General features: G+C 62.0%; 19 protein-coding genes. 6 read left to right on the top strand and 13 right to left on the bottom strand.

From position 1 onward, the window contains the following. The first annotated feature begins 124 nt into the window (after positions 1 to 124). The 4 genes from leuA (at position 125) to M5G17_RS11110 (ending at position 5,890) form a co-directional block, all read left to right on the top strand. The gene (gene leuA / locus M5G17_RS11125; RefSeq protein WP_273892959.1) at positions 125 to 1,798 is read left to right on the top strand and encodes a 2-isopropylmalate synthase; all 1,674 of its coding nucleotides are present in this window, start codon (positions 125 to 127) and stop codon (positions 1,796 to 1,798) included. A gap of 162 nt (positions 1,799 to 1,960) precedes the next feature. Next, complete coding sequence (locus M5G17_RS11120; RefSeq protein WP_273892958.1) at positions 1,961 to 3,100, top strand: merozoite surface protein 3b; 1,140 nt, start codon at positions 1,961 to 1,963, stop codon at positions 3,098 to 3,100. Further along, positions 3,100 to 4,539, top strand: coding sequence for a DUF6384 family protein (locus M5G17_RS11115; RefSeq protein ID WP_273892957.1), 1,440 nt, complete (start codon positions 3,100 to 3,102; stop codon positions 4,537 to 4,539). The genes M5G17_RS11120 and M5G17_RS11115 overlap by 1 nt, the downstream gene beginning before the upstream one ends. A gap of 4 nt (positions 4,540 to 4,543) precedes the next feature. Continuing rightward, the gene (locus tag M5G17_RS11110; protein WP_273892956.1) at positions 4,544 to 5,890 is read left to right on the top strand and encodes a GumC domain-containing protein; all 1,347 of its coding nucleotides are present in this window, start codon (positions 4,544 to 4,546) and stop codon (positions 5,888 to 5,890) included. Between the two features lie 66 nt (positions 5,891 to 5,956). On the opposite strand, the gene M5G17_RS11105 is transcribed toward M5G17_RS11110, so the two are convergent. Genes M5G17_RS11105 through zwf form a run of 3 tightly spaced genes read right to left on the bottom strand, consistent with a single transcriptional unit; the run spans position 5,957 to position 8,818 of the window. After that, a complete protein-coding gene (locus M5G17_RS11105; protein WP_273892955.1) occupies positions 5,957 to 6,631 on the bottom strand; it encodes a bifunctional 4-hydroxy-2-oxoglutarate aldolase/2-dehydro-3-deoxy-phosphogluconate aldolase in 675 nt (224 codons plus the stop codon). Between the two features lie 17 nt (positions 6,632 to 6,648). Continuing rightward, complete coding sequence (pgl, locus tag M5G17_RS11100) at positions 6,649 to 7,362, bottom strand: 6-phosphogluconolactonase (RefSeq protein ID WP_273892954.1); 714 nt, start codon at positions 7,360 to 7,362, stop codon at positions 6,649 to 6,651. Next, a complete protein-coding gene (gene zwf / locus M5G17_RS11095) occupies positions 7,349 to 8,818 on the bottom strand; it encodes a glucose-6-phosphate dehydrogenase (RefSeq protein WP_273892953.1) in 1,470 nt (489 codons plus the stop codon). The genes pgl and zwf overlap by 14 nt, the downstream gene beginning before the upstream one ends. Positions 8,819 to 9,031: 213 nt before the next feature. Here zwf and hexR point away from each other — a divergent pair, with 213 nt between their 5' ends. Then, the gene (gene hexR, locus M5G17_RS11090) at positions 9,032 to 9,892 is read left to right on the top strand and encodes a DNA-binding transcriptional regulator HexR (protein WP_176794343.1); all 861 of its coding nucleotides are present in this window, start codon (positions 9,032 to 9,034) and stop codon (positions 9,890 to 9,892) included. Here the strand turns inward: hexR and M5G17_RS11085 are convergent. The 10 genes from M5G17_RS11085 to edd form a co-directional block, all read right to left on the bottom strand. Beyond that, a complete protein-coding gene (locus tag M5G17_RS11085) occupies positions 9,885 to 10,739 on the bottom strand; it encodes a D-hexose-6-phosphate mutarotase (protein ID WP_273892952.1) in 855 nt (284 codons plus the stop codon). The genes hexR and M5G17_RS11085 overlap by 8 nt on opposite strands. Before the next feature lie 143 nt (positions 10,740 to 10,882). Then, on the bottom strand, positions 10,883 to 12,229 hold the full coding sequence (locus M5G17_RS11080) for a carbohydrate porin (RefSeq protein ID WP_273892951.1): 1,347 nt from the start codon (positions 12,227 to 12,229) through the stop codon (positions 10,883 to 10,885). Positions 12,230 to 12,296: 67 nt separating this feature from the next. Beyond that, complete coding sequence (locus M5G17_RS11075; protein WP_273892950.1) at positions 12,297 to 13,451, bottom strand: ABC transporter ATP-binding protein; 1,155 nt, start codon at positions 13,449 to 13,451, stop codon at positions 12,297 to 12,299. Positions 13,452 to 13,457: 6 nt separating this feature from the next. Continuing rightward, the gene (locus M5G17_RS11070) at positions 13,458 to 14,303 is read right to left on the bottom strand and encodes a carbohydrate ABC transporter permease (RefSeq protein ID WP_273892949.1); all 846 of its coding nucleotides are present in this window, start codon (positions 14,301 to 14,303) and stop codon (positions 13,458 to 13,460) included. After that, on the bottom strand, positions 14,296 to 15,204 hold the full coding sequence (locus M5G17_RS11065; RefSeq protein WP_273892948.1) for a carbohydrate ABC transporter permease: 909 nt from the start codon (positions 15,202 to 15,204) through the stop codon (positions 14,296 to 14,298). The genes M5G17_RS11070 and M5G17_RS11065 overlap by 8 nt, the downstream gene beginning before the upstream one ends. A 92-nt stretch (positions 15,205 to 15,296) precedes the next feature. Continuing rightward, positions 15,297 to 16,559 carry an ABC transporter substrate-binding protein gene (locus tag M5G17_RS11060; RefSeq protein WP_273892947.1) on the bottom strand — a complete coding sequence of 421 codons (1,263 nt, stop codon included), beginning with the start codon at positions 16,557 to 16,559 and terminating at the stop codon, positions 15,297 to 15,299. Positions 16,560 to 16,703: 144 nt separating this feature from the next. Next, on the bottom strand, positions 16,704 to 18,098 hold the full coding sequence (locus M5G17_RS11055; RefSeq protein ID WP_273893039.1) for an ATP-binding protein: 1,395 nt from the start codon (positions 18,096 to 18,098) through the stop codon (positions 16,704 to 16,706). Between the two features lie 43 nt (positions 18,099 to 18,141). Continuing rightward, the gene (locus M5G17_RS11050; protein ID WP_273893038.1) at positions 18,142 to 18,840 is read right to left on the bottom strand and encodes a response regulator; all 699 of its coding nucleotides are present in this window, start codon (positions 18,838 to 18,840) and stop codon (positions 18,142 to 18,144) included. 80 nt (positions 18,841 to 18,920) lie between these two features. After that, positions 18,921 to 19,874, bottom strand: coding sequence for a glucokinase (locus M5G17_RS11045; protein WP_273892946.1), 954 nt, complete (start codon positions 19,872 to 19,874; stop codon positions 18,921 to 18,923). Continuing rightward, positions 19,871 to 21,697 carry a phosphogluconate dehydratase gene (gene edd / locus M5G17_RS11040; protein ID WP_273892945.1) on the bottom strand — a complete coding sequence of 609 codons (1,827 nt, stop codon included), beginning with the start codon at positions 21,695 to 21,697 and terminating at the stop codon, positions 19,871 to 19,873. Before edd ends, M5G17_RS11045 begins: the two co-directional genes overlap by 4 nt. Positions 21,698 to 21,966: 269 nt before the next feature. On the opposite strand from edd, the gene gap reads away from it, so the two are divergent. Next, the gene (gene gap, locus M5G17_RS11035) at positions 21,967 to 22,968 is read left to right on the top strand and encodes a type I glyceraldehyde-3-phosphate dehydrogenase (RefSeq protein WP_273892944.1); all 1,002 of its coding nucleotides are present in this window, start codon (positions 21,967 to 21,969) and stop codon (positions 22,966 to 22,968) included. Positions 22,969 to 23,147 lie beyond the last annotated feature (179 nt).

Below are 23,147 nucleotides of genomic sequence, written 5' to 3'. Positions count from 1 at the left end.
GTCAACATCGCAGCCTCTGCCTGGTCAGTGCACGACTACCAAGCTGAATCGCGTCGCCTCGCCTTTTCATCTCGTTTTTGTCCGGCGGGCCCCTTTCAAGGCCGCACATTCAAGGATTGCTTTCATGACCATGCTCAAAGACCCTTCGAAAAAATACAGCGCCTTCGCCACCGTCAACTTGCCGGACCGCACCTGGCCTTCGAAGACCATCACCCAGGCGCCGATCTGGTGCAGCTCGGACCTGCGCGATGGCAACCAGTCGTTGATCGAGCCCATGGATGCGGCGAAGAAGCTGCGCTTCTGGAAGACCCTGGTCAGCGTTGGCGTGAAAGAAATCGAAGCCTCGTTCCCGTCCGCATCGCAAACCGACTTCGACTTCGTGCGCACCCTGATCGAAGACGGTCACATTCCTGATGACACCACCATCCAGGTGCTGACCCAGGCCCGTGAAGATTTGATCGCGCGTACCTTCGAATCGCTGCGCGGAGCGAAAAAGGCCATCGTTCACCTGTACAACGCCACCAGCCCGTCGTTCCGCCGGATTGTCTTCAACCAGGACAAGCAAGGCGTCAAGGACATCGCGGTGAACGCGGCGAAACTGTTCGTCAAATATGCCGCCCAGCAGCCGAACACCCAGTGGACCTTCCAATACTCGCCGGAAACCTTCAGCGCCACTGAGCTTGAGTTCGCCAAGGAAGTCTGCGATGCGGTGATCGAGGTGTGGAACCCGACACCTGAGCACAAGATCATCCTCAACCTGCCGGCCACCGTCGAAGTCTCGACGCCAAACATCTACGCCGACCAGATCGAGTGGTTCGGCCGTAACGTCAACCGCCGCGACAGCGTGATCATCAGCCTGCACACCCACAACGACCGTGGCACCGGTGTTGCCGCCACCGAACTGGGCCTGATGGCCGGCGCCGACCGCGTCGAGGGCTGCCTGTTCGGCAACGGCGAACGTACCGGCAACGTCGACCTGGTGACCCTGGCGTTGAACCTCTACACCCAGGGCATCAACCCCGAGCTGGATTTCTCCGACATCGACGGCGTGCGCAAAGTGGTCGAGGAATGCAATCAAATTCCAGTGCACCCACGTCATCCGTACGTCGGCGACCTGGTGCACACCGCATTCTCCGGCTCGCACCAGGATGCCATCCGCAAAGGCTTAACCCAGCAGAAGGATGACGCCAAGTGGGAAGTGCCGTACCTGCCAATCGACCCGGCCGACATCGGCCGCAGCTACGAGGCGGTGATCCGCGTCAACAGCCAGTCGGGCAAGGGCGGTATCACCTACCTGCTCGAACAGGAGTACGGCATCAGCCTGCCACGGCGCATGCAGATCGAATTCAGTCAGGTGGTACAAGGTGAAACCGACCGCCTGGGCCTGGAGATGACCGCCCAGCAGATCCACTCGCTGTTGCACCGCGAGTACCTGCAAGCCAACGCGCCTTACGCGCTGGTCAGCCATCGCCTGCAAGAAGAGAACGGCAACAGTGCGGTGGAAGTGGAAGTCGCCGGTGAAGGCGAGACCACCCTGCACTGGCGCGGCAAGGGCAACGGCGCCCTCGAAGCCCTGGTGGCCGGCTTGCCGATCGCCGTCGAGATCATGGACTACAACGAGCATGCCATTGGCGCGGGCACCAACGCCAAGGCGGCAGCCTACATCGAGCTGCGTGTGGCCGGTGGCCGCCCGGTGCACGGTGTGGGTATCGATGAAAACATCACCACGGCCAGCTTCAAGGCACTGTTCAGTGCACTGAACCGTTCGCTGAGCCAGCAGGCAGCCAAGGCGGCCTGAACCGTACGCTGAGTCAACGCTGCAACTGAAATGCCCACCCCTCGCGAGGTGGGCATTTTCGTTTGTACACGCGCAAATCGCCGGTCAACTGGCAGGCAACCCCCGGTATACTCCCCTCCTCGCTTTACCTTGCGCTGTGCGCACATCATGAAAGGACACTCGATGAGCAACTACCTCGAACGCGCGCTGAGCAGCCTGCGCACTATCGGCATCAATCTTCTGCGCCCCGTTCAGGATGCCCCCGTACTGGTGTTGCTCGACCGCGTGGCGCAGTACGACAGCAGCAAGGTCACCTCCATCGCCGCCGTGCTGCAGCAATCCACTGCCTTCAACGGCATGGTCCGCGAGCAGATCGAGGGCATGGACATCTCCACCCGCTTCATGGACATCACCCAGAGCTTTACCTCGATCCGCGAAGACGCTGCCGCCATGGCTGGCTGGATGGACGATGGGCGCCTGGACAGCATGGAGAAGCTCAAGCTGACGTGGATGAATGTGCGCCGTGGCTCGATCCCCAGCCGCTTCAACGACATTCGCGACAACTACCTGCAAGTGTGCAAGTCAGCCAACGACCAGATCAGCCGCGAGACGGTGATCCTCGAGTCCTACATGGATTTTCGCATGGCCATGAAAGCCGCCGAGGTCGAAGCCCAGCAAGTGCTGGCCATTGCCGGCCAGGCGCTGGAACAGCGCACCGCAGCACTGAACGAGGCCAACCAGCAGGTCGCCGCTGCCGAAACGGCCGAACCGGCCCAGCGCGCCGCGCTGGAACTGCGCCGCGACGAAGCCGTACGCGCCTTGCAGGATGAAGACAAGCGCTACCAGATCGTCAAGGACATCGCCGATGACCTCAAGGTCGGCTACAACACCGCCGAGATGGTCTTCGCCCGCATCAATCAGGTGCACGTGATCAAGGAGCGCCAGTACCAGCGCATGGTCTCGTTCTTCTCCACCAACGAAGTGGTACTGACCGGCCTGGCCGTCTCCTTTACTGCCAACAGCGGCCTGGCCGAGGCGACCCATACCCTCAACGCCACCACCGATGGCATCAGCAAGGGTCTCGAAGCCCTGGGCAGCACCGGAAACCAGCAGCTCGAAGCAGCAGTCAAAGCCAGCTATGGCTCGACCATCAAGGTCGATTCGGTACGCGCCCTGGCCGATGCCACGCTGTCGTTCCAGAACGACATGCACAGCCTCACCGAAACCTACCGGGCCGAATCGAGCAATGCCTCGCGCGACATCGCGGCTGCGGTCGAGGATGCCAAGCGTAAATTCGCAGCCCTGCTCAGCAAGGCAGCCTGATGAGCAGCATTCCACTCTCCGAACAGCTCGGAGCGATGGCGTTCGTCGACGAATTGCGCCACCAGCACATGCAGGTCCAGGAACACCTGAACCTGCCCAAGCGCCGCGCCGATGTTGCGGCGCGTATTCGCGACTATTACCAAAGCCATAACATTGCCTTTGACGAGGCGCTGATCGATCAGGGCGTTCGCGAGTTTTTCGCCCGTCGCCTGATGTTCGAAGCCCCGCCCCTTAGCTGGAAGCAAAAGCTGCTGAGCAAGGCGTCGATGGCGCGCGGCCAATTGTTCAAGCTGTTCCTGACGATCATCGCTGCGCTGCTGATTACCCAGTGCACGCGCCTGGTCCACGACAGCGGCGTCACCATCGAGATCGACAACAGTGCCCGTGACCTGCGCCTGCACGATGAAGACCTGCGCGCCGAAATCCAGCTCAAGCACGAGAAACTTGAGCAGTGGCAGCAAAAGGCGTTAGCCCGGCCCGATGCTGCGGTCAGCCGTATTCTTGATGAAGTCCGGCAAACATTGCCGCCGCTTGCGCAAACCTTCGCCAGCGATGTGCCGCAGTTCGTCGACAAGACCAATCGCGACAGCGTCAAGGCCCTGGTCGAGAAACGTGAAGCACAGATCAAGCAGATCCGCGATGCCATGTACCCGACGCGCTCCGCCTTTGCCACGGTAGAGGGTATCTACGAGCAGCGCGATGAACTGGCTAGGCTCATGGCCCTGCCGACCTACCTGAAAGGCCTTGCGCAGTTCCCCAACCTCAAGGAGCTTGCCAACTCGGCCGACCAGCAACTGCTACAGGTCAAAGATAACTCAACACTGACCGCCGCCAGCCGGTATGTCGGCCAACTGCGTTTGCAGATCGATGAAACCGGCGACTGGCTGGACAAGATCGCCCTGCGCGACCAGCTAGCCCAGCGCCTCAAGGCGATGCCCCTGAGTGCCGGCGATCGGACGCAGTTGCAACTGTTGCTCGCTCAGGCCAACACCAGCCTGGACGCTCGGGAGGCCACTCAAACCCACTATCGACTTCGCCACCTGGAGCAGATGCTCGACTTCGCCGCTGCGGCGCTGACGATCCAGATCGTCGACCGCACCGGCGTCAAGTCCGGGGTGGAGCGTTGCTACGACCCCGCCGGTTGCAACCGCGGCGAGGCCACCGACAAGGGCAAGAGCTGGTTCGTGGTAGTCGAGGCCACCAACCCGGCCGGCATCAGAGTCGAAGTACCGGTGACCAGCGCCGAAACCGGCAAACTGCAATGGAACGGCTACTTCGCTGTGCGTGTCAGCCAGGCCGAATACCTCAAGGTCAAAGAGGACAAGCTCGATGACGGCCACGTCGATGACCGCATGATGGGCAGCAAGGCTGCCAACTCGCTGACCCTGCGCTTTAACCAGCGCACCACGAGCAACCCTGACATGATCATGGACTGGTGAACACATGACACCCTCTACCCTCACCAGCACCGTCGCGCAGAACGCCCGCGACAACGAGTCATTATTGCGCAGCGCCGAGCAGTTGCTGTCGACCCTGAGCGATCAGGAAGCGCGCCTGGAGCAGGACATTCTCACCCGGCTGAGCAACATCGCCACCCTCAAGCTTGAGCATCGCCCGGCACTGGACCAGGACACCGTGCTACAACTGCAGGCTCGCCAGGACGCCGAAGCCCAGTTACGCGCAGACCTTGCCCGGGTCGAATGCGATATTGCCGCCTCGTTGGCCGAACAGCACAACGTGCGTGTGCGCATCGAAGACATCGACCGTCAGGTCAAGGATCAACTGGCGCTCGAACCCGACTGGCGCAAGCTCGGCGAGCAGTTGCTGGCAGCGCAAGAGGCCAACGAAGAGGCCGTTACCGGCTACGCCGAGATCCGCCAGGAGTGCGTCGACAAACTGCCCTCCTACAGCGCCAACCCGATCTATTACCACCTGCTCAAGCGTGATTACGGCACCGAGCAGTACCGCTACAACTTCCTCCACCGCTGGCTCGACAGCACCCTGGCCAAACGCGTCAACTTCCAGGGCAACCGCAATAACGAGCTGATACTGCGCGCCATGCAAACGCGTAACGAAGAACTGCAAGGCGAGCGCCTGACCCTGATTGCCGAGCTGCACAAAGCTGTCGAACAGCACCTGGCCCAGGCACGAACAACGGCGGGGATGGACCCTTTAAGTGGTGAAGACACCACGCTGAACAAACACATCGCCGCCGCCAAGGCCCGGGCCAACGAGCAGCACCAGCAGTTGGCCAACTTTGCCGGTAAACAGGACCCACACTACCTGCGGATCCGCCAGAACATCACCGAACGCCTGCAGACCCAGACCATCGAGCAACTGCTGGTCGAAGTACAAAAGACCCCGGACAGCAACGACGACCGGATTGCCGCCCAGCTCAAGGAACTGTACCAGCGCCTGCGAGAGGTCCAGGACCGCCTGCCGCAGTTGCGCGACCAGCATGACCGCGCCCTGCGCGACTACGAGCGGGCCAAGGAGCTGGAGCGGGCGTTGCGTACCGACTACTACCGCGACAGCGATTACAACTTCCATACCAGCTTGGGTTTCGATCGCCTGCTGGCCGACTACATGACCCGCGACCTCAGCCTGCATGCCATGGAGACCCTGCTGCAAAGTGGCCGGCGCCTGGTGCCGCGCAGTACCTCCTCCAGCAGCTCGTCGTCGTTCAGCTGGTCGAGCTCAGGCTCCAGCAGTTCCAGCTCAAGCTCCAGCGACTACTCCACCTCCAGCAGTAGCGGCGGTGGCAGCTTCAGCACCAGCGACAGTTTCTGAGCGGCAAAAAAAAACGGTGCGCCGACCAAGCGCACCGTAAAGCCGTGTTGCACACAACCAATCAGATCAATCCAGCAGCGCCAGGGCCTCGGCGGTGCAGGCCTGGATACGGGCCCAGTCGCGGTTTTTGATCCAGCTGCTGTCGAGCATCCAGGTGCCGCCCACGCACATGACGTTGGGCAAAGCCATGTAGCTCTTTACATTGCCCGGGTTGACGCCGCCCGTGGGGCAGAAACGCACATCGCCAAACGGGCCGCCGTAGGCCTTGATGGCCGCCACGCCGCCGCTGATCTCGGCAGGGAACAGCTTGAAGCGCCGGTAACCCAGGGCATAGCCCATCATGAGTTCCGACGGTGTGCTGATGCCGGGCAGCAGCGGGATATCGCTGTCGACACCGGCCTCGAGCAGATCCTGGGTAATGCCCGGGGTGACCACGAACTGCGCGCCAGCGGCCTGGACCGCAGCAAACATGCTGCGGTCCAGTACGGTGCCGGCACCGATGCACAGCTCGGGGCGCTGCTCGCGCAGCACCTGGATGGCCTTGAGGCCATGGGAGGAGCGCAAGGTCACTTCCAGGGTCTTGATGCCACCGCCTGCCAGGGCATCGGCCAGCGGCAGGATGTCTTCTTCGCGGGCGATGGTGATCACCGGCAGAATGCGCGCCTGGGTGCAGATCTGATCGATCCGGGCAATCTTGTCGGCCATGGAAGCTCCCGGCTGTTTCAGTTCATGCGTGGTCATAACGGCGGATCCTTGGCTCATGGGCACCAGTAAATATCCAGAGGGTCTTGTAAGAAGGCTCGAATCGGCATCTGCGCCAGGTCATCGCCCGCCAGCGCGGCGCGCAGGGTAGCGAGTTTACCCGGGCCTTGCACCGACAAGGCGGTAAACCCGGCGCTGGCCAACAGCGCGCGGGTCATGCTCAGGCGCTGATGCGGCACGCTTGGCGCCAGCATCGGCAGGCAGCGACGAGAACTCTGCGGATCAAGGCCTTCGACAAGGTTCGGGCTGTTGGGGAACAACGAAGCGGTATGACCGTCATCGCCCATGCCCAACACCAGCACATCAATCCCCGGCAGTTCGGCCAGTGCCTGGTCGGTTTCCAGCGCTGCGGCGTCTAGGCTGCCAGCAGCGCGATAAAGGCTGAGGAAAGTTGCCTTGGCAGCAGGACCGGTCAACAGGTGACGCTTGAGCAGGCCGGCATTGCTGTCGGCATGTTCCACCGGCACCCAGCGCTCATCGGCCAGGCTCACCAGCACCTTGGACCAGTCCAGCGGCTGCTTGATCAGCGCCGTAAAGAACGCCACCGGGCTACGGCCACCGGAGACCACCAGGGTGGCCCGGCCGTTGGCCGCAATAGCGGCATTCAGGCGCGCTGCCACGTCCTTGGCCAAGCCTTCGGCCAGCGGCGCTGCAGCGTTGTAGTCATGCGCCGTGACGTTCGCCGGCAGTTGCAGTTCAGATATCGCCATACCAGGACCTCCCATCGCGGGTAATCAGTGCAATCGAGCTCATCGGCCCCCAGGAGCCGGCGGCATAAGGTTTGGGTGCATCGCCCGACTGTTTCCAGCCGGCAATCAACTGATCGCACCACTTCCACGCGTATTCGATTTCGTCTTTGCGCACGAACAGGTTCTGATTGCCGCGCATCACTTCCAGCAACAACCGCTCGTAAGCATCGGGGATCCGCGCACTGCGCCAGGTATCGGAAAAGTTCAGCTGCAACGGCCCGCTGCGCAGTTGCATGCCCTTGTCCAGGCCCTGCTCCTTGGTCATCACTCGCAAGGAAATACCCTCGTCCGGCTGCAGGCGAATGATCAGTTTGTTGCCAATCTGCAAACGCTGTTCCGGGGCAAAGATGTAGTGCGGGGTTTCCTTGAAATGGATGACGATCTGCGACAGTTTTTGCGGCATGCGTTTGCCGGTGCGCAGGTAGAACGGCACGCCGGCCCAGCGCCAGTTGCGGATATCGGCGCGCAGGGCGACGAAGGTTTCGGTGTCACTCTGGGCGTTGGCGTTGTCTTCTTCCAAGTAACCGGGCACCGGCTTGCCTTCGCTGTAACCGGCAATGTACTGGCCGCGCACCACCTGGGTGCTCAGGCCTTCGCCCTTGATCGGCGCCAGGGCCTTGAGCACCTTGACCTTCTCGTCACGGATACTGTCGGCCGACAGGTCGCTGGGCGGGTCCATGGCAATCAGGCAGAGCAGCTGCAACAGATGGTTCTGGATCATGTCGCGCAGTTGCCCGGCCTTGTCGAAATAGCCCCAGCGCCCTTCGATACCGACTTTTTCGGCGACGGTGATTTCCACATGGGAAATCGAGTTCTGGTTCCACTGGGTTTCGAACAGGCTGTTGGCAAAGCGCAGGGCAATGAGGTTCTGCACCGTCTCTTTGCCCAGGTAATGGTCGATGCGGTAAACGCGGTTTTCCGGGAAAAACTGAGCCACGGCATCGTTAACCCGCCGCGAGGACTCCAGGTCATGACCGATGGGCTTTTCCAGCACCACCCGAGTACGGGCACTGAGGCCGGCTTTGTCGAGGTTTTCGCAGATACCGCCATACACCGCCGCGGGTGTGGCGAAATAGGCGATCAGCTGGCTGTCGCTGGCGACCTGCTCGGCCAGGGCCTGGTAGTCCTCGGCCTTGAGAAAATCCACGTGCAGGTAGCTCAGGCGGGCAAGAAAGCGCTGCAGCACCGGCGCCTCGATCTGCCCGGCGGGTACGAACTCCTGCAGGTGCGCCTCGATCGAGGCCAGGTGCTCAGCGACACTGCCCGGCTCACGGGCCAGGGCCAGCACCCGGGTGTCGGCGTGCAGCAGCTCGGCGCGGTCGAGCTGGTACAGCGCCGGGAACAGCTTGCGCAAGGCCAGGTCGCCAAGGGCGCCAAACAGGGCAAAGGTGCAGGGTTCTACGCTGATCGACGCCATGATGTTGGTTCTTTTATCAAGTTGACCTAGAAATACCGTTTTCAATCGCAGTTTTCAAGAGATAATGTAGTAAAAACCACAACATTTTACCCGGCAAACAGATTCAAGTGGTGTGCCATCCATGCCATCAGTACGATAGGCCACCGTGTCAAAAGCCCGCTGCTGTCGCCAGCCGGCTGTCTCAACGACCCAAGGAAAACACCCATGGACCGCGTGCGAAACCTCCTGGAACAGATCCAGGGCCGCCTCGAAGAGCTGAACAAGGCTGAGCGCAAAGTCGCCGAAGTCATCCTGCTCAACCCCCAGCAAGCCACCCGCTTCAGCATTGCCGCCCTGGCCCAGGCAGCCAAGGTCAGCGAGCCGACGGTCAACCGCTTCTGCCGTTCGTTCGGCGTCAGCGGCTACCCCGAGCTCAAGCTGCAACTGGCGCAAAGCCTGGCCAGTGGCGCCGCCTATGTCAGCCGGGCGGTGGAAGCCGACGATGATCCGGCCTCCTATACCCAGAAGATCTTCGGCAGCGCCATCGCCTCGCTGGACAGTGCCTGCCAGCAGCTTGATCCCCAGTTGGTCAGCCGCGCCGTCGACATGCTGATCCAGGCCCGGCAGATCCACTTCTTTGGCCTCGGTGCCTCGGCCCCGGTAGCCCTGGATGCCCAGCACAAGTTCTTTCGCTTCAACCTGGCGGTGTCGGCCCATGCCGATGTGCTGATGCAGCGCATGCTCGCTTCGGTGGCCCACACCGGCGAGCTGTTCGTGATCATCTCCTACACCGGACGCACCCGCGAGCTGGTCGAAGTCGCGCGCCTGGCCCGCGAGAACGGCGCCTCGGTACTCGGCCTGACCGCTGCCGACTCGCCCCTGGCCAAGGCCAGCAGCCTGAGCCTGAACATCCCGCTGCCCGAAGACACCGACATCTATATGCCGATGACCTCGCGGATCATCCAGCTGACCGTGCTCGACGTGCTGGCCACCGGCATGACCCTGCGCCGCGGCGTCGACTTCCAGCCGCACCTGCGCAAGATCAAGGAAAGCCTCAACGCCAGCCGCTACCCGATCGACGACGAACTCAACTGAGCATCTGCGCCTGCAACCGCAGGTGCGCTTGTTCACCCGGCGCCAGACTCAGGCTGTCACTGCTGCCGCTAGCCGCCTCGACACAGACGAACCCCAGGGTTTCGCTGCCGCTGACGCCCATCAACGGCCGGCTGCCGGGGTGCCAGACCACGGTGTCTTCGCTGTCACCGGTATCGATGCATAACTGGCGCTGCCAGGCCGGATCGTGCAACTGCAGGGTCGCCGCATGGGGGAACACCCGCTGGCAGCCACCGTGGACCTTCAAGGCGCCCTTCTGACGACAGGCCTGACGGTTCAAACGGTCGTAACCGTCAATGTTTTCTAGCCCAGATAGCGCTATCTCAGAAACGTCACTAATACGCCAGTAAGCCAGCAGAGCATGACTCAACTGACAAGGCTGACTGTCCTGATGCTCGGTACTCAGTTGCAGTTCCATGCGCTTGCCCAGCCTGGCCAGCAGGTCGACCTGCCAGTCGCACAGTTGCAGGCGCCACTTGAGGGTCACGCCGTCGGCATCTTCGCTGCTGTCGATCAGTTTCCAGTCGAGCAAGCGCGCCCACCCGTGGGCCGGCCACATGTCTTCGCTGGGGTGGCGGCCGTACCACGGCCAGCACACCGGCACACCGCCACGGATGGCGCCGACTTGCGGCCACTGCGCCGCACACCATAACCACGGGCGCTCGCCCTGGGGCTGGAAGTGCAGCAATTGCGCGCCCTGGCGGCTGAAGACTGCCTGGCATTGCGGGTGATCGATGATCAGCACATCGCGCTGCTGGTAACGCTCCCACTCGAAGGTCGGCCGCGGCCGCTGCGAGGTGAAGAAACGTTGTAGCGGGTGCTCTGGCATGGCTGAAAGCTCTTGTTATTCATTGGGAACGCTATCGCTGGCAAGCCAGCTCCCACAGGATCTGCGCAATCCCTGTGGGAGCTGGCTTGCCAGCGATCGACCGCACAGCGGTCGCAATATGCGTAAATTTACAACATATTGCCTCAGAACGACGACTGAATCTTCAACCCGGCGACCAGCGCGTTATCCACCTCATCCACGCCGCCCGGGTGGGTGATGTATTGCAGGTTGGGCCGTACGGTCAGCCAGTTGGTCACGTGGAAACCATAGTTGATTTCGTAGTTGTATTCAGTCTTCTGGATCGGCACAAAGTTCGCGTCGTTGTAATTGCTGATGCCGGCGGAGGCATTGAGCAACTCGGCGTTTTTCTTCACGTCGTCGTTGACATGAATACGGGCGAAACCAATGCCGAAGTCATCCTTTGGACGTGCGTCGAACAGCCCCTTGTACACGAACATCAACGACTGGTAGTTGTCGATGAAGTTGGTGTCCTTGTCGTGGAAAGTGGCATTCGCCGCGATGTGCAGGCCACGGCTGGCATCACCGTTGTGGGTAGTGAGTTGCTGTTGCGCGACAAACCAGTAGCCATGCTTGCTGTCATGCACGCGATAACCGTTACCGCTGGTCACAGCGTCCTGACCGTTGTCGTCCTCGCGCACATCACTGGCGTCGGCTGTGCTCTTGTAGTAACCCACACGGTATTCACCTGGCAGGCTGTTGAGCTTGGGCGACCAGACCAGCTCGACCGGCAACACGGTACCGGCAGTGCCGCTACCACTGAGCTTGAAGCCGTTACCATGCTCCAGTTGCGACGGGTTCTGGTTGTATGCGCCGACTTGCGCGTAGAGCTCGTCATTGATGTTGTATTTGACCCGAATCGCCGCCTGGCTGACCGGCCAGTTGTACCAGATATTGGTCGCCCAGTTACCCACCTGGGAGCCACAGAACGCCAGGTTCTGGAACTCGCAGGGGAAGGTGTTGAAGTCTTCGCCTTCACCGAAGTAACCGGCTTTTACGTCGAGCTTGTTATCGAAGAACTGATGCTGAATCCACAGTTGGGTCAGGCGGACCATATGGCCACGGCCGTAGACTTCCTGCGAGGAGCTCAACATACCGGCACGCGGATCGCCGATCCGGTCATTGGAAAGGCTCTCGCCGTTTCGGTTGGTCAGTTGGATCTTGGCCTGGGTGTTGTCCCAACCCAGCAGTTTCTGCAGATCCAGCGCTGCCCCCAGGCCGAATTGATCGCTGTAGCGCGCCGTCTTGTCGTCGTTGAAGCCACCATTGAGGTTGCCAGCGACTTCACCGACGTAATCGATCTTGATGTCGACACCCTTTTCCAGCAGCTCGGTACGGGTGCCGCCCCAGTCGCCGGTCATCCATTGCGACTCTGGAGCAAAGGCGCCGGCCGCCTGTGCCCCGCAACTGACGCCCAAGGCCGCCAGCAGGGTCAACGGCGCCAGTGGCTTGATACGCTTGAAGTGATCCATCCCTTGTTTCCTCGTTTTATTGTTCTCGATGGGGTCTCGATGTGTTCTATGTTCTTTTCTAACGAATTCAGCGCCCCTTGAATTGGGCGACATTGTCCTTGCCTTCCTGCACCGGCGCTACGACGCCCAGGCGCTCACCGCTGGCGGCATCGAACAGCAATACCCGCGCCGGATCGAACTGCAGGGTCAGGGTGTCACCCACCTGGGTCGGCACATCCGGCGCCAGGCGGCAGCAGACCTTGGTCTGGTTGAGGGTGACGAACACCAGCAGGTCAGGCCCGGTGGGCTCGGTGATCTGCACCTCGGCGCGAATGCTCGGCAGGCCGTTGGCGTGAGCCGGGGCCAGGGCAATCTGTTCCGGGCGAATACCAAGGATCACTTCACGGTCCTCAAGGCCAGGCACATTGAACCCCAGGGGCAGTTCGCAACGCGCCTGACCACTGTCGAGCAGGGCCAGCAAGCGGCCGTCTTTGCGCTGCAGGCGCAGGGGAATGAAGTTCATCGGTGGCGAGCCGATGAAACTGGCCACAAACAGGTTGGCCGGATCGTTATAGATCTGCTGCGGGGTGCCGAACTGCTGGATCAGCCCGTCCTTCATCACTGCCACCTTGTCACCCAGGGTCATCGCCTCGATCTGGTCGTGGGTGACGTACACCGTGGTGGTCTTCAAGCGCTGGTGCATCAGCTTGATTTCGGTGCGCATTTCCACCCGCAGCTTGGCATCGAGGTTGGACAACGGCTCATCGAACAGATAGATCTTCGGCCGCCGTGCCAGTGCCCGACCCATGGCCACACGCTGCTGCTGGCCGCCGGAGAGTTGGCCAGGTTTGCGTGTGAGCAGGTGCTCGATCTGCAGCAGCTTGGCCACTCGCGCGACCTCTTCATCGATGGCGGCGGCAGGCATCTTGCGCATCTTCAGGCCAAAGGCGATGTTGTCGCGCACGTTCATGGTCGGGTACAGCGCGTAAGACTGAAACACCATGGCGATGTCGCGATCCTTGGGGCTCATGCCGCTGATGTCGGCATCGTCCACCAGAATCGCCCCGCCGCTGATCTGTTCGAGGCCGGCAATGCAGTTCATCAAGGTCGATTTGCCGCAGCCGGACGGGCCGACCAGAATCAGGAACTCGCCGGAGTCGATCGACAGTTCGATGCTCTTCAGGGTATCCGGCAGACCGTTACCGTAGCTCTTGTTGACGTTGCGCAGTTCAAGCGTTGCCATTGTTGTTTACCCCTTGACCGCGCCGGCCGTGAGCCCGCGCAGGAAATACTTGCCAGCCAGCACATAGACCAACAGGGTCGGTAACCCGGCGATCATCGCCGCCGCCATGTCGACGTTGTATTCCTTGACCCCGGTGCTGGTGTTGACCAGGTTGTTCAGGGCCACGGTGATCGGTTGGGCATCGCCGCTGGCGAACACCACGCCGAACAGAAAATCGTTCCAGATCTGGGTGAACTGCCAGATCAGGCAGACCATGATGATCGGCACCGACATCGGCAGCAGGATGCGCCCGAAGATGGTGAAAAACCCTGCGCCATCGAGCCGCGCCGCGCTGACCAGGGCCTGCGGCACACTGCAGTAGTAGTTGCGGAAAAACAGCGTGGTGAAGGCCAGGCCATAAACAATGTGCACCAGCACCAGGCCCGTGGTGGTGCTTGCCAGGCCGAGCTTGCCGAGGGTGAACGAGGCCGGCAGCAACACGGTCTGGAACGGCAGGAAACAACCGAACAGCAACAAGCCGAAGAACAGCTGCGAGCCCCTGAAGCGCCACATCGACAGCACATAGCCGTTGAGCGCACCGAGCAGGGTCGAGATCACCACCGCCGGCACGGTGATCTTCACCGAGTTCCAGAAGTAACCACCCACCGTTTCCCAGGCCTTGATCCAGCCAATGCTGGTGATCACTTCGGGCCAGCTCAACAGGTTGCCGGTACGGATGTCCTCCGGCGACTTGAAACTGGTCAGCAGCATCACGATCAGCGGGATCAGGTACAGCGCACAGGCCAGGATCAGTGTCGAGTAGATGGCCAGGCGACTGAAGCTCAACGAGCGGGGAACCAGGGAGCTAGTCATGGCGCTTGTTCCTCAGTTCCGAATACAGGTAAGGCACCAGGATCGACAGGATCGCGCCGAGCATCAGGATCGCGCTGGCCGAGCCCAGGCCCATCTGCCCGCGGCTGAAGGTGAAGGAATACATGAACATTGCCGGCAGGTCCGAGGCATAGCCGGGGCCGCCTGCGGTCATGGCCGCGACCAGGTCGAAACTCTTGATCGCGATGTGCGCAAGAATCATCAGTGCGCTGAAAAACACCGGGCGCAAACTCGGCAGGACGATGCGCAGGTAGATGCTCGGCAGGCTTGCGCCATCGACTTGCGCGGCGCGGATGATCGACTGATCGACACTGCGCAGGCCGGCCAGGAACAGCGCCATGACAAAGCCCGAAGCCTGCCACACCGCAGCGATCACCAGGCAGTAGACGACCCGGTCGGGGTCCACCAGCCAGTCCAGGCGAAAGCCCTCCCAGCCCCAGTCGCGAAGCATCTTGTCCAGGCCCAGGCCGGGGTTGAGCAGCCACTTCCAGGCGGTGCCGGTGACGATCATCGACAGCGCCATGGGGTACAGGTAGATGGTGCGAATGAACCCTTCGCGGCGGATGCGCTGGTCGAGCAGCACCGCCAGCAGCACGCCGACCACCAGGCTGATGGCGATGAACATACCGCCGAACAACAGCAGGTTCTTGCTGGCCACCCACCAGCGGTCGTTGTCCATCAGCCGCGCATATTGCGCAAAGCCCACCCATTTGTAGCTGGGCATGAAGCTTGAGTTGGTGAAGGACAGGACAAAGGTCCAGAGGATGTAGCCGTAAAAGCCGACCAGGACAATCAGCATGCTCGGCGCCAGTACCAGTTTCGGTAGCCAACGCTGCAAGGCGTCCAGAGGTGAGGCCTTGTTGAGTGTGGCAACAGTGCTCATCAGAAATGTCTCGTGTGGAGGCAATCGCGGGCCTGTGGGAGCGGGCTTGCCCCGCGAAGGGTCCGAGAGCCCGCCCCTACAGATTCAACCCATCACTTGGCCGACTTGATCGCCGAATTCAACTGTTTGACCGCCGTCGCCGGGTCGGCTTTCGGGTCGTTGAAGAAGTTGGTGACAACATCGAAGATCGCCCCTTGCACCGCCAGGGTGGTCGCCATGTTGTGGGCCATGCTCGGTTGCAGGCCGTCGCCTTTTTCCGCGTCCTCGAAGTCGACCTTCGACTTCTGCGTACAAGCGTCGAACTGGCTCATGTCCATGTCCTGACGCACCGGCAAGGAGCCTTTGTTCTGGTTGAACACTGTCTGGAACTGTGGCTCCAGGGCGACCTTGGCCAGGTCGTTCTGCGCCTTGATGTCGTTGTCGTTCTTGAGCTTGAACATCGCCAGCGAATCGATGTTGTAGGCAAAGCTGCCCTGGGTGCCGGGGAAGGCCACGCACTGGTAATCCTTGCCCGCCACCTTGCCGGCGGCGGTCCATTCGCTCTTGGCCCAGTCGCCCATGATCTGCATGCCGGCCTTGCCATTGATGACCTCGGCGGCGGCAATGTTCCAGTCACGCCCGGCACGGTTGGCGTCCATGTAGGTCCCCAGGCGTTGCAAGGTCTTGAACACCTCGACCATCTTGGCGCCGGTCAGGGTGCTCTCATCCAGTTCGACGAAAGCCTTGTGATAGCCCAGGGGCCCGAGGATGCTCAACACCAGGTCCTCGAACACAGTGCTGTCCTGCCATGGCTGACCACCATGAGCCAAAGGTATGAAGCCTGCGGCCTTGAGCTTGTCGGCGGCAACGAACAGTTCATCGAGGGTGGTCGGCACCTTGGCCCCGGCCTTGTCGAACACCTGCGGGTTGATCCACAGCCAGTTGACCCGGTGGATGTTCACCGGCACCGCCACATAGTGGCCGTCGTACTGCATGATCTGGGCGACTTTCTGCGGCAGCAGGGCATCCCAGTTGTTGGCCTTGGCAACATCATCAAGATTGGTGAGCAGGCCCAGCGAACCCCATTCCTGGATATCGGGCCCCTTGATCTGCGCAGCACCCGGTGGATTGCCGGCGACGGCGCGTGTCTTCAGCACGGTCATGGCCGCAGCACCACCGCCACCGGCGACGGCATTGTCCTTCCAGGTGAAGCCGTCTTTCTCGACTTGTTCCCTGAGGGTTTTCACCGCCGCCGCTTCACCGCCGGAGGTCCACCAATGGGTGACTTCAACCGTACCGTTTTCGGCGGCAATGGCACTCAGGGGCAACAAGCAGGTAAGGGAAATGGCAGCGGCGAGGCGATTGATCGCATTCATCGAGAGAAACCTTTTCTTGTTGTTATGCAGGTGCAAGTCGTGGTGCTTGCGCTTGCATCGAAGTCTAACCAGCGGCACAGGCACCGGAGGTAACGAAGGGATGCGCGAATGTCACCACGTGGTGACATTCGCCCAGACAGGCGTTCAGTCACTGCTGCGCGGCAGGCTCAAGGTCACCCGCAAACCGCCTTCACGCAGGTTGCGCAGGCTCACCTCGCCGCCGTGGCTGTGGGCGATGTTGCGCGCAATGCCCAGGCCCAGGCCGTAGCCCTGTTGCTGCCCGGCCAGGCGAAAATGCGGCTCGAATACCTGTTCCAGGCGCTGCTCGGGCACGCCCGGGCCTTCGTCATCAACCTGCAGGACAAAACCGCTGTCGCTGTCGAAAATCCGCAGATGAGCGCGCTCACCGTACTTGAGGGCATTGTCGATCAGGTTGCCGATGCAGCGCTTGAGCGCCAATGGCTTGCCGGGGTATGGCGCCAGGGCGCGGCCCTCCAGGGTGATCTGGCCGCTGCCCAGGTACGGCTCGACCAGGCAATCAAGCACCTGATTAAGGTCGATAGGCTCGATGTTTTCGTGGATGTCGGTATCTTTCACGCATTGCAGCGCACCTTTGACCAGCATCTCCAGCTCGTCCAGGTCGCGGCCGAACTTGGCCTGTACTTGTTCGTCATCCAGCAGCTCGACCCGCAGACGCAAGCGCGTGATCGGCGTGCGCAGGTCGTGGGAAATGGCGCTGAACAACTGGCTGCGCTCGGTCAGGTAGCGGCTGATGCGTTCGCGCATGGCGTTGAAGGCCCGGCCCACCTCCTCCACCTCGCTGCCACCGCCTTCGGTGACCGGCTCGACGTCAGCCCCCAGCGACATCTCCCGCGCCGCCAGGGCCAGGCGCTTGAGCGGGCGGCTCTGCCAATGCACCAGCAGGCCGATGAACAGCAGCAAAAATGAACTGGTCAGCACGATGAACCACAGCTGCTGGCTGGGCAGGCCCTGCTCTTCGAGGCTGGTGTAGGGCTCGGGCAGCAGCGAGGCGATATACAGCCATTCGTCTTCGTCGAGACGGATCTGGGTCACCAGCACCGGCGGATTGATCGGCTCCAGAGTCAGCGCATAGTGGGCCCAGGAGCGCGGCAGCTCATCGAGTTTCAGCCCGCTGTTGAAGATGCGCAGCTCCTGCGGGCTGACGAACTGGATGGAGATTTCCAGCTGTGCGCCAAGGCGCTGGTGCAACACCTCGCCGACGGCATCGATCACCGCGGCCTTGCGCGGCGTGGCCGTCAGTACCTGCATGTCCAGCGGCTTGTCGTTGAGGGTCACGACAAATCGGGTGCCGCCCATGCTGCGCAACTGATCGAGCACCATCGGCCGGTAGGCCATCGGCAGCGAGCGAAAGTAACTGACGCTGGCACTCATCGAGTGGGCCAGGCTGCGCGCGCTGGCGACCAGGCCTTCCATCTGGCTGGCGCGCAGTTGCGACAACCAGATCAGGCTGGACAAGCCTTGCGCCAGCAACACCACCAGCAGGGTCAACAGCAGCATGCGCCCCAGCAACGAGCGCGGCAGCCGCAGGCGCCAGCGCCCGTCAGTGTGCGGGCGCAACGCTGGCCGCCAGCAGGTAACCACTGCCGCGCACAGTACGAATCAGCCGTGGCGGTTTCTCGTTGTCGCGCAGGCGCTGGCGCAGGCGGCTGACGGCCATGTCGACGATGCGGTCCAGCGGCATCGGCTCGCGGCCACGGGTGGCATTGCCGATGGTGTCGCGGTCGAGGATTTGTTGCGGGTGATCGAGAAACAACTTGAGCAAGGCGAAGTCGGCCCCGGACAGGATCACCTCTTCACCATCGCGGTGGAACAAGCGGTGGCTGATGGTATCCAGGCGCCAGTCGTCAAAGGCCAGCACGTCACTGCCGTGGCGCTCCTGGCCAAACCCGGCGCGGCGCAGCAAGGCCTTGATCCGCGCTTGCAGTTCACGCGGACTGAAGGGTTTGCCCAGGTAGTCGTCGGCACCCAGTTCCAGACCAATAACCCGATCGGCCTCGTCAGAGCTGGCAGTGAGCATGATGATCGGCACCTGGGCCAGGCGTGGATGCTGGCGCACCCAACGGCAGAGGCTGAAGCCGTCTTCATCGGGCAGCATCACATCGAGGATCACCAGATCGCAATCGCTGGCGTCCAGGGCCAGGCGAAAGCTGCGCCCGTCGGCCACCGCCTGGACGCTGAATCCGGCGCGGCTCAGGTAGGTCTGCAGCAGTTCACGGATGTCCTGGTCATCGTCGACCATCAGTATCGACTTGCTCACGCATCACTCCTTGTGGATCAGGGTGAGGGTTTCGCGGGGCAAGCCCGCTCCCACCGAACCTGTCAGCCGGCTTGTTGCAAGGCCACGCCGGCGCCGAGCAAGCCGGAGAATTCAGCGGTCACCAACCATACCGGGACATCTTTGAAGTAGCCACTCATGCAGCCCTTGTCGGCAAAGCTGGCGCCAAAACCACTGGCCAGGAACAGTTCGGCAAAGCGCGGAATGATGCCGCCGACGATAAACACCCCACCGCGCCCACCCAGGGTCAGCACATTGTTGCCCGCCACCCGGCCAAGAAAACGACAGAACTGCTCGATCACCGCCAACGCCAGCGGCTCGCCGGCCAGGGCCGCATCGGTGATTGCCGCCGGGCTCTGCAACGTTGCCGGTTGGCCATCCAGGGCGCAGATGGCCTGGTACAAACGCAACAAGCCGCCGCCGCTGAGCACGGTTTCGGCGCTGACGTGACCGATTTCGTTTTCGATCTGCTGGCGAATCTGCGCTTCGCGGGCATTACCCACCGGCAGGTCGACATGCCCGCCCTCGCCCGGCAAGGCCATCCAGCGCTCGTCACCAAGGCTGAGCAAGGTACCGACACCAAGGCCGGTACCCGGGCCGATCACCACCGCCGGGCGGCTGGCATCTGGCGTGCCTGGGCAAACAGTACGGTATTCATCCGCCTGCAGGCGGGTCATGCCCAGGGCCATGGCGGTGAAGTCGTTGATCAGCAGCAAGCGCTCGATCTGTAAGGTCTGGCAGAACGCCTGGCGGCTGAGGCGCCAGTGGTTGTTGGTAAAGCGAAACTCATCGCCGTCGACCGGCCCGGCCACCGCCAGGCACACCGCGCCCAGCTCGCCGCGAGTCAGCCCCTGACCTGCAAGGTAGGCGCCAATGGCCTGTTCCGGGCTGGTGTAATCGGCCGTGGCAAAGACCTGCACCGCGTGCATGCGGTTGTCTTCCCAGAGGGCAAAACGGGCATTGGTACCACCGATATCGCCGACCAGTGCGCGCTTCATTTGAGCGTCTCCAACGCCGAGGTGAAGGCGCTGGCGCCCTTCTCTGCCGGGCTCAAGGCGGTACGCAGAAAGCCGAACAGCTCGCGGCCGCACCCCAGGTCGTTGCCGGTCGGTGCGGCGGGCAGTTCACGGTCGGCAAGTTCGGCTGCGCTGAGCTTCACCGTCAAGGTCCCGGCGACGCCATCGACGCGGACGATATCGCCATCGCGCAGGCGCGCCAACGGGCCGCCGTCAAAGGCTTCGGGGCAGACATGAATAGCCGCCGGGATTTTCCCCGAAGCGCCGGACATGCGCCCATCGGTCACCAACGCCACCTTGAAGCCGCGATCCTGCAGCACGCCCAGGAACGGCGTCATCTTGTGAAGCTCGGGCATGCCGTTGCAGCGCGGGCCCTGAAAACGCATCACGGCGACAAAATCACGCTCCAGCGCCCCGGCCTGGAAGGCATCGGCCAGCGCCTGCTGGTCATGGAACACCAGCGCTGGTGCTTCAACTACCTGATGTTCGGGAGCAACCGCAGACACCTTCATCACCCCGCGACCGAGGTTGCCTTCCATGACCCGCAGGCCGCCCTCAGGCGAAAACGCCCGTGCCACCGGACGCAGGATCGCCTCATCGAGGCTCGTCGACGGGCCCTCGCGCCAGACCAGCTTGCCCTCCTCAAGGAACGGCTCCTGGGTGTAGCGGCGCAAGCCGTGGCCGGCGACGGTGTTGACGTCTTCATGAAGCAGACCGGCATCGAGCAGTTCACCAATCAGCAAGGCCATGCCGCCCGCCGCCTGGAAGTGGTTGATGTCAGCTTTGCCGTTCGGATAGACGTGGGACAGGGTCGGCACCACTTCCGAGAGTTCGGCCATGTCCTGCCAGGTCAGCTGGATGCCAGCGGCCTGGGCGATTGCCGGCATGTGCAGGGTGTGGTTGGTCGAGCCGCCGGTGGCATGCAGGGCAACGATGGAGTTGACCAGGGCTTTCTCGTCGACGATCTCGCCCAGCGGCATGAAGTTGCCGCTGGCCTTGGTCATGCGCGTGACCTGCTGCGCAGCCTCGGTGGTCAGAGCATCACGCAGCGGCGTATAGGGGTTGACGAAGGAGGCGCCCGGCAGGTGCAGGCCCATCACTTCCATCAGCAGTTGATTGGTGTTGGCGGTGCCGTAGAAAGTGCAGGTGCCGGGGCTGTGGTAGGACTTCATCTCCGACTCCAGCAGCTCTTCGCGGCTGGCCTTGCCTTCGGCGTAACGCTGGCGCACGTCGGCTTTCTCTTTGTTGGAGATGCCCGAGGGCATCGGCCCGCCCGGAACGAAAATGGTCGGCAGGTGACCGAAGCGCAGCGCGCCCATCAACAGGCCGGGGACGATCTTGTCACAGATACCCAGCATCAGCGCCGCGTCGAACATGTTGTGCGACAGGGCAATGGCGGTGGACATGGCGATCACTTCGCGGCTGGCGATACCCAGCTCCATGCCCGGCTCACCCTGGGTGACGCCATCGCACATGGCCGGCACGCCACCGGCGAACTGGCCGACCGAGCCGATATCGCGCAGCGCCTGCTTGATCTGTTCGGGGTAGTGCTCGTAAGGCTGGTGCGCCGAGAGCATGTCGTTGTAGGCGGAGATGATGGCGACGTTGGCCGCGTTCATCAGCCGCAGGCTCTGCTTGTCCTGGCTACCGCAACCGGCCACACCGTGAGCGAAGTTGGCGCACTGCAACTTGGCACGCATCGGCCCGTCACTGGCGGCCCCGCGAATCAGCTCAAGGTAGCGTTCACGGGTGGGGCGACTGCGGGCGATCAGCCGTTGGGTGACCTCAAGAATGCGCGGATGCATGTACTGGACTCCAGGCTAACGGTGGTTGCGACCTCTGCGGCGGTTTCCCTTATCAACGATCGCGGCCTAGGCTCAATGGCAGGGGCGATGCGCTGTGGGAGGAACGGCTTGGCCGATCGCTCGTTGTAGATTAAATAAAATACTGCCAGCAAAAATGCTTGTTTTCTATTTTTTTACGAATAATCTTGTAATTCCAACAACAAAATCAGATGCAGTGAAGCAAAACTTCAATTGCCACGGGCTTTACCCGTTCTGCCAGAGGTAGCTCCATGACCCTTCGTATCGCAATCAATGGCTTTGGCCGCATCGGCCGCAACATCCTCCGCGCACTCTATACCCAAGGCTATCGCCAGGACCTGCAGGTCGTCGCCATCAATGACCTGGGCGACAGTGCAATGAACGCCCATCTGCTCAAATACGACAGCGTCCACGGCAGCTTCGCAGCCACGGTCGAATCCGATCACGAGAGCATTACCGTCAACGGCGACCGCATCGCCGTCAGTGCGATCCGCAACCCGGCGGAACTGCCGTGGAAAGCCGAAGCCATCGATGTGGTGTTCGAGTGCACCGGCTTGTTCACCGAGCGCGCCAAGGCCGCCGCCCATCTTACTGCCGGGGCTGGCAAAGTCATTATCTCGGCACCGGCCAAGGGCGCTGACGCCACCGTGGTGTACGGGGTCAACCACGACATCCTGCGCCCTTCGCACCAGATCATCTCCAGCGCTTCGTGCACCACCAATTGCCTGGCACCGCTGGCCCAGGTGCTGCACCGTGAGTTCGGCATCGAGCAGGGGCTGATGACCACCATCCACGCCTACACCAATGACCAGAACCTCACCGACGTCTACCACAGCGACCCGTTCCGCGCACGTTCCGCGACCCAGTCGATGATCCCGAGCAAGACCGGCGCCGCCGAAGCCGTGGGCCTGGTGCTGCCGGAACTGGCCGGCAAACTCACCGGCATGGCCGTGCGGGTACCGGTGATCAACGTGTCGCTGGTCGACCTCACCGTCAACCTTGAGCGCGAGGCCAGCGCCGAGGCTGTCAATGCGCTGTTCAAGGAAGCCAGCCGGCACTCCAAGGTGCTCGGCTACAACAGCCTGCCGCTGGTGTCCTGCGACTTCAACCACAACCCGCTGTCGTCGATCTTCGATGCCAACCATACCCGGGCCAATGGGCGCATGCTCAAGGTGCTGGCCTGGTACGACAACGAATGGGGCTTCTCCAACCGCATGCTGGATAACTGCCTGGCGTTGTGCAACGCCCACTAAAATCACCCCCTCGTAGGAGCGGGCTTGCACCGCGATAGGCATAGGTATCTACACATCTCTAGCAAGTCAGCCTATTGACTCTTGATAGGCGTGCTTATCCAGTTGATGTGGTGACGCTGCCGGCCCCTTCCGCCCTTACGGCGGCTCACTTTTTTCTTGGGTGGACGGTGCGTGTCAAT

Source organism: Pseudomonas rubra (assembly GCF_028656935.1).
Lineage (GTDB): Bacteria > Pseudomonadota > Gammaproteobacteria > Pseudomonadales > Pseudomonadaceae > Aquipseudomonas > Aquipseudomonas rubra.
Note: the sequence above shows the minus strand (reverse complement) of the source record. Positions and strands in the feature narration are given on the sequence as shown.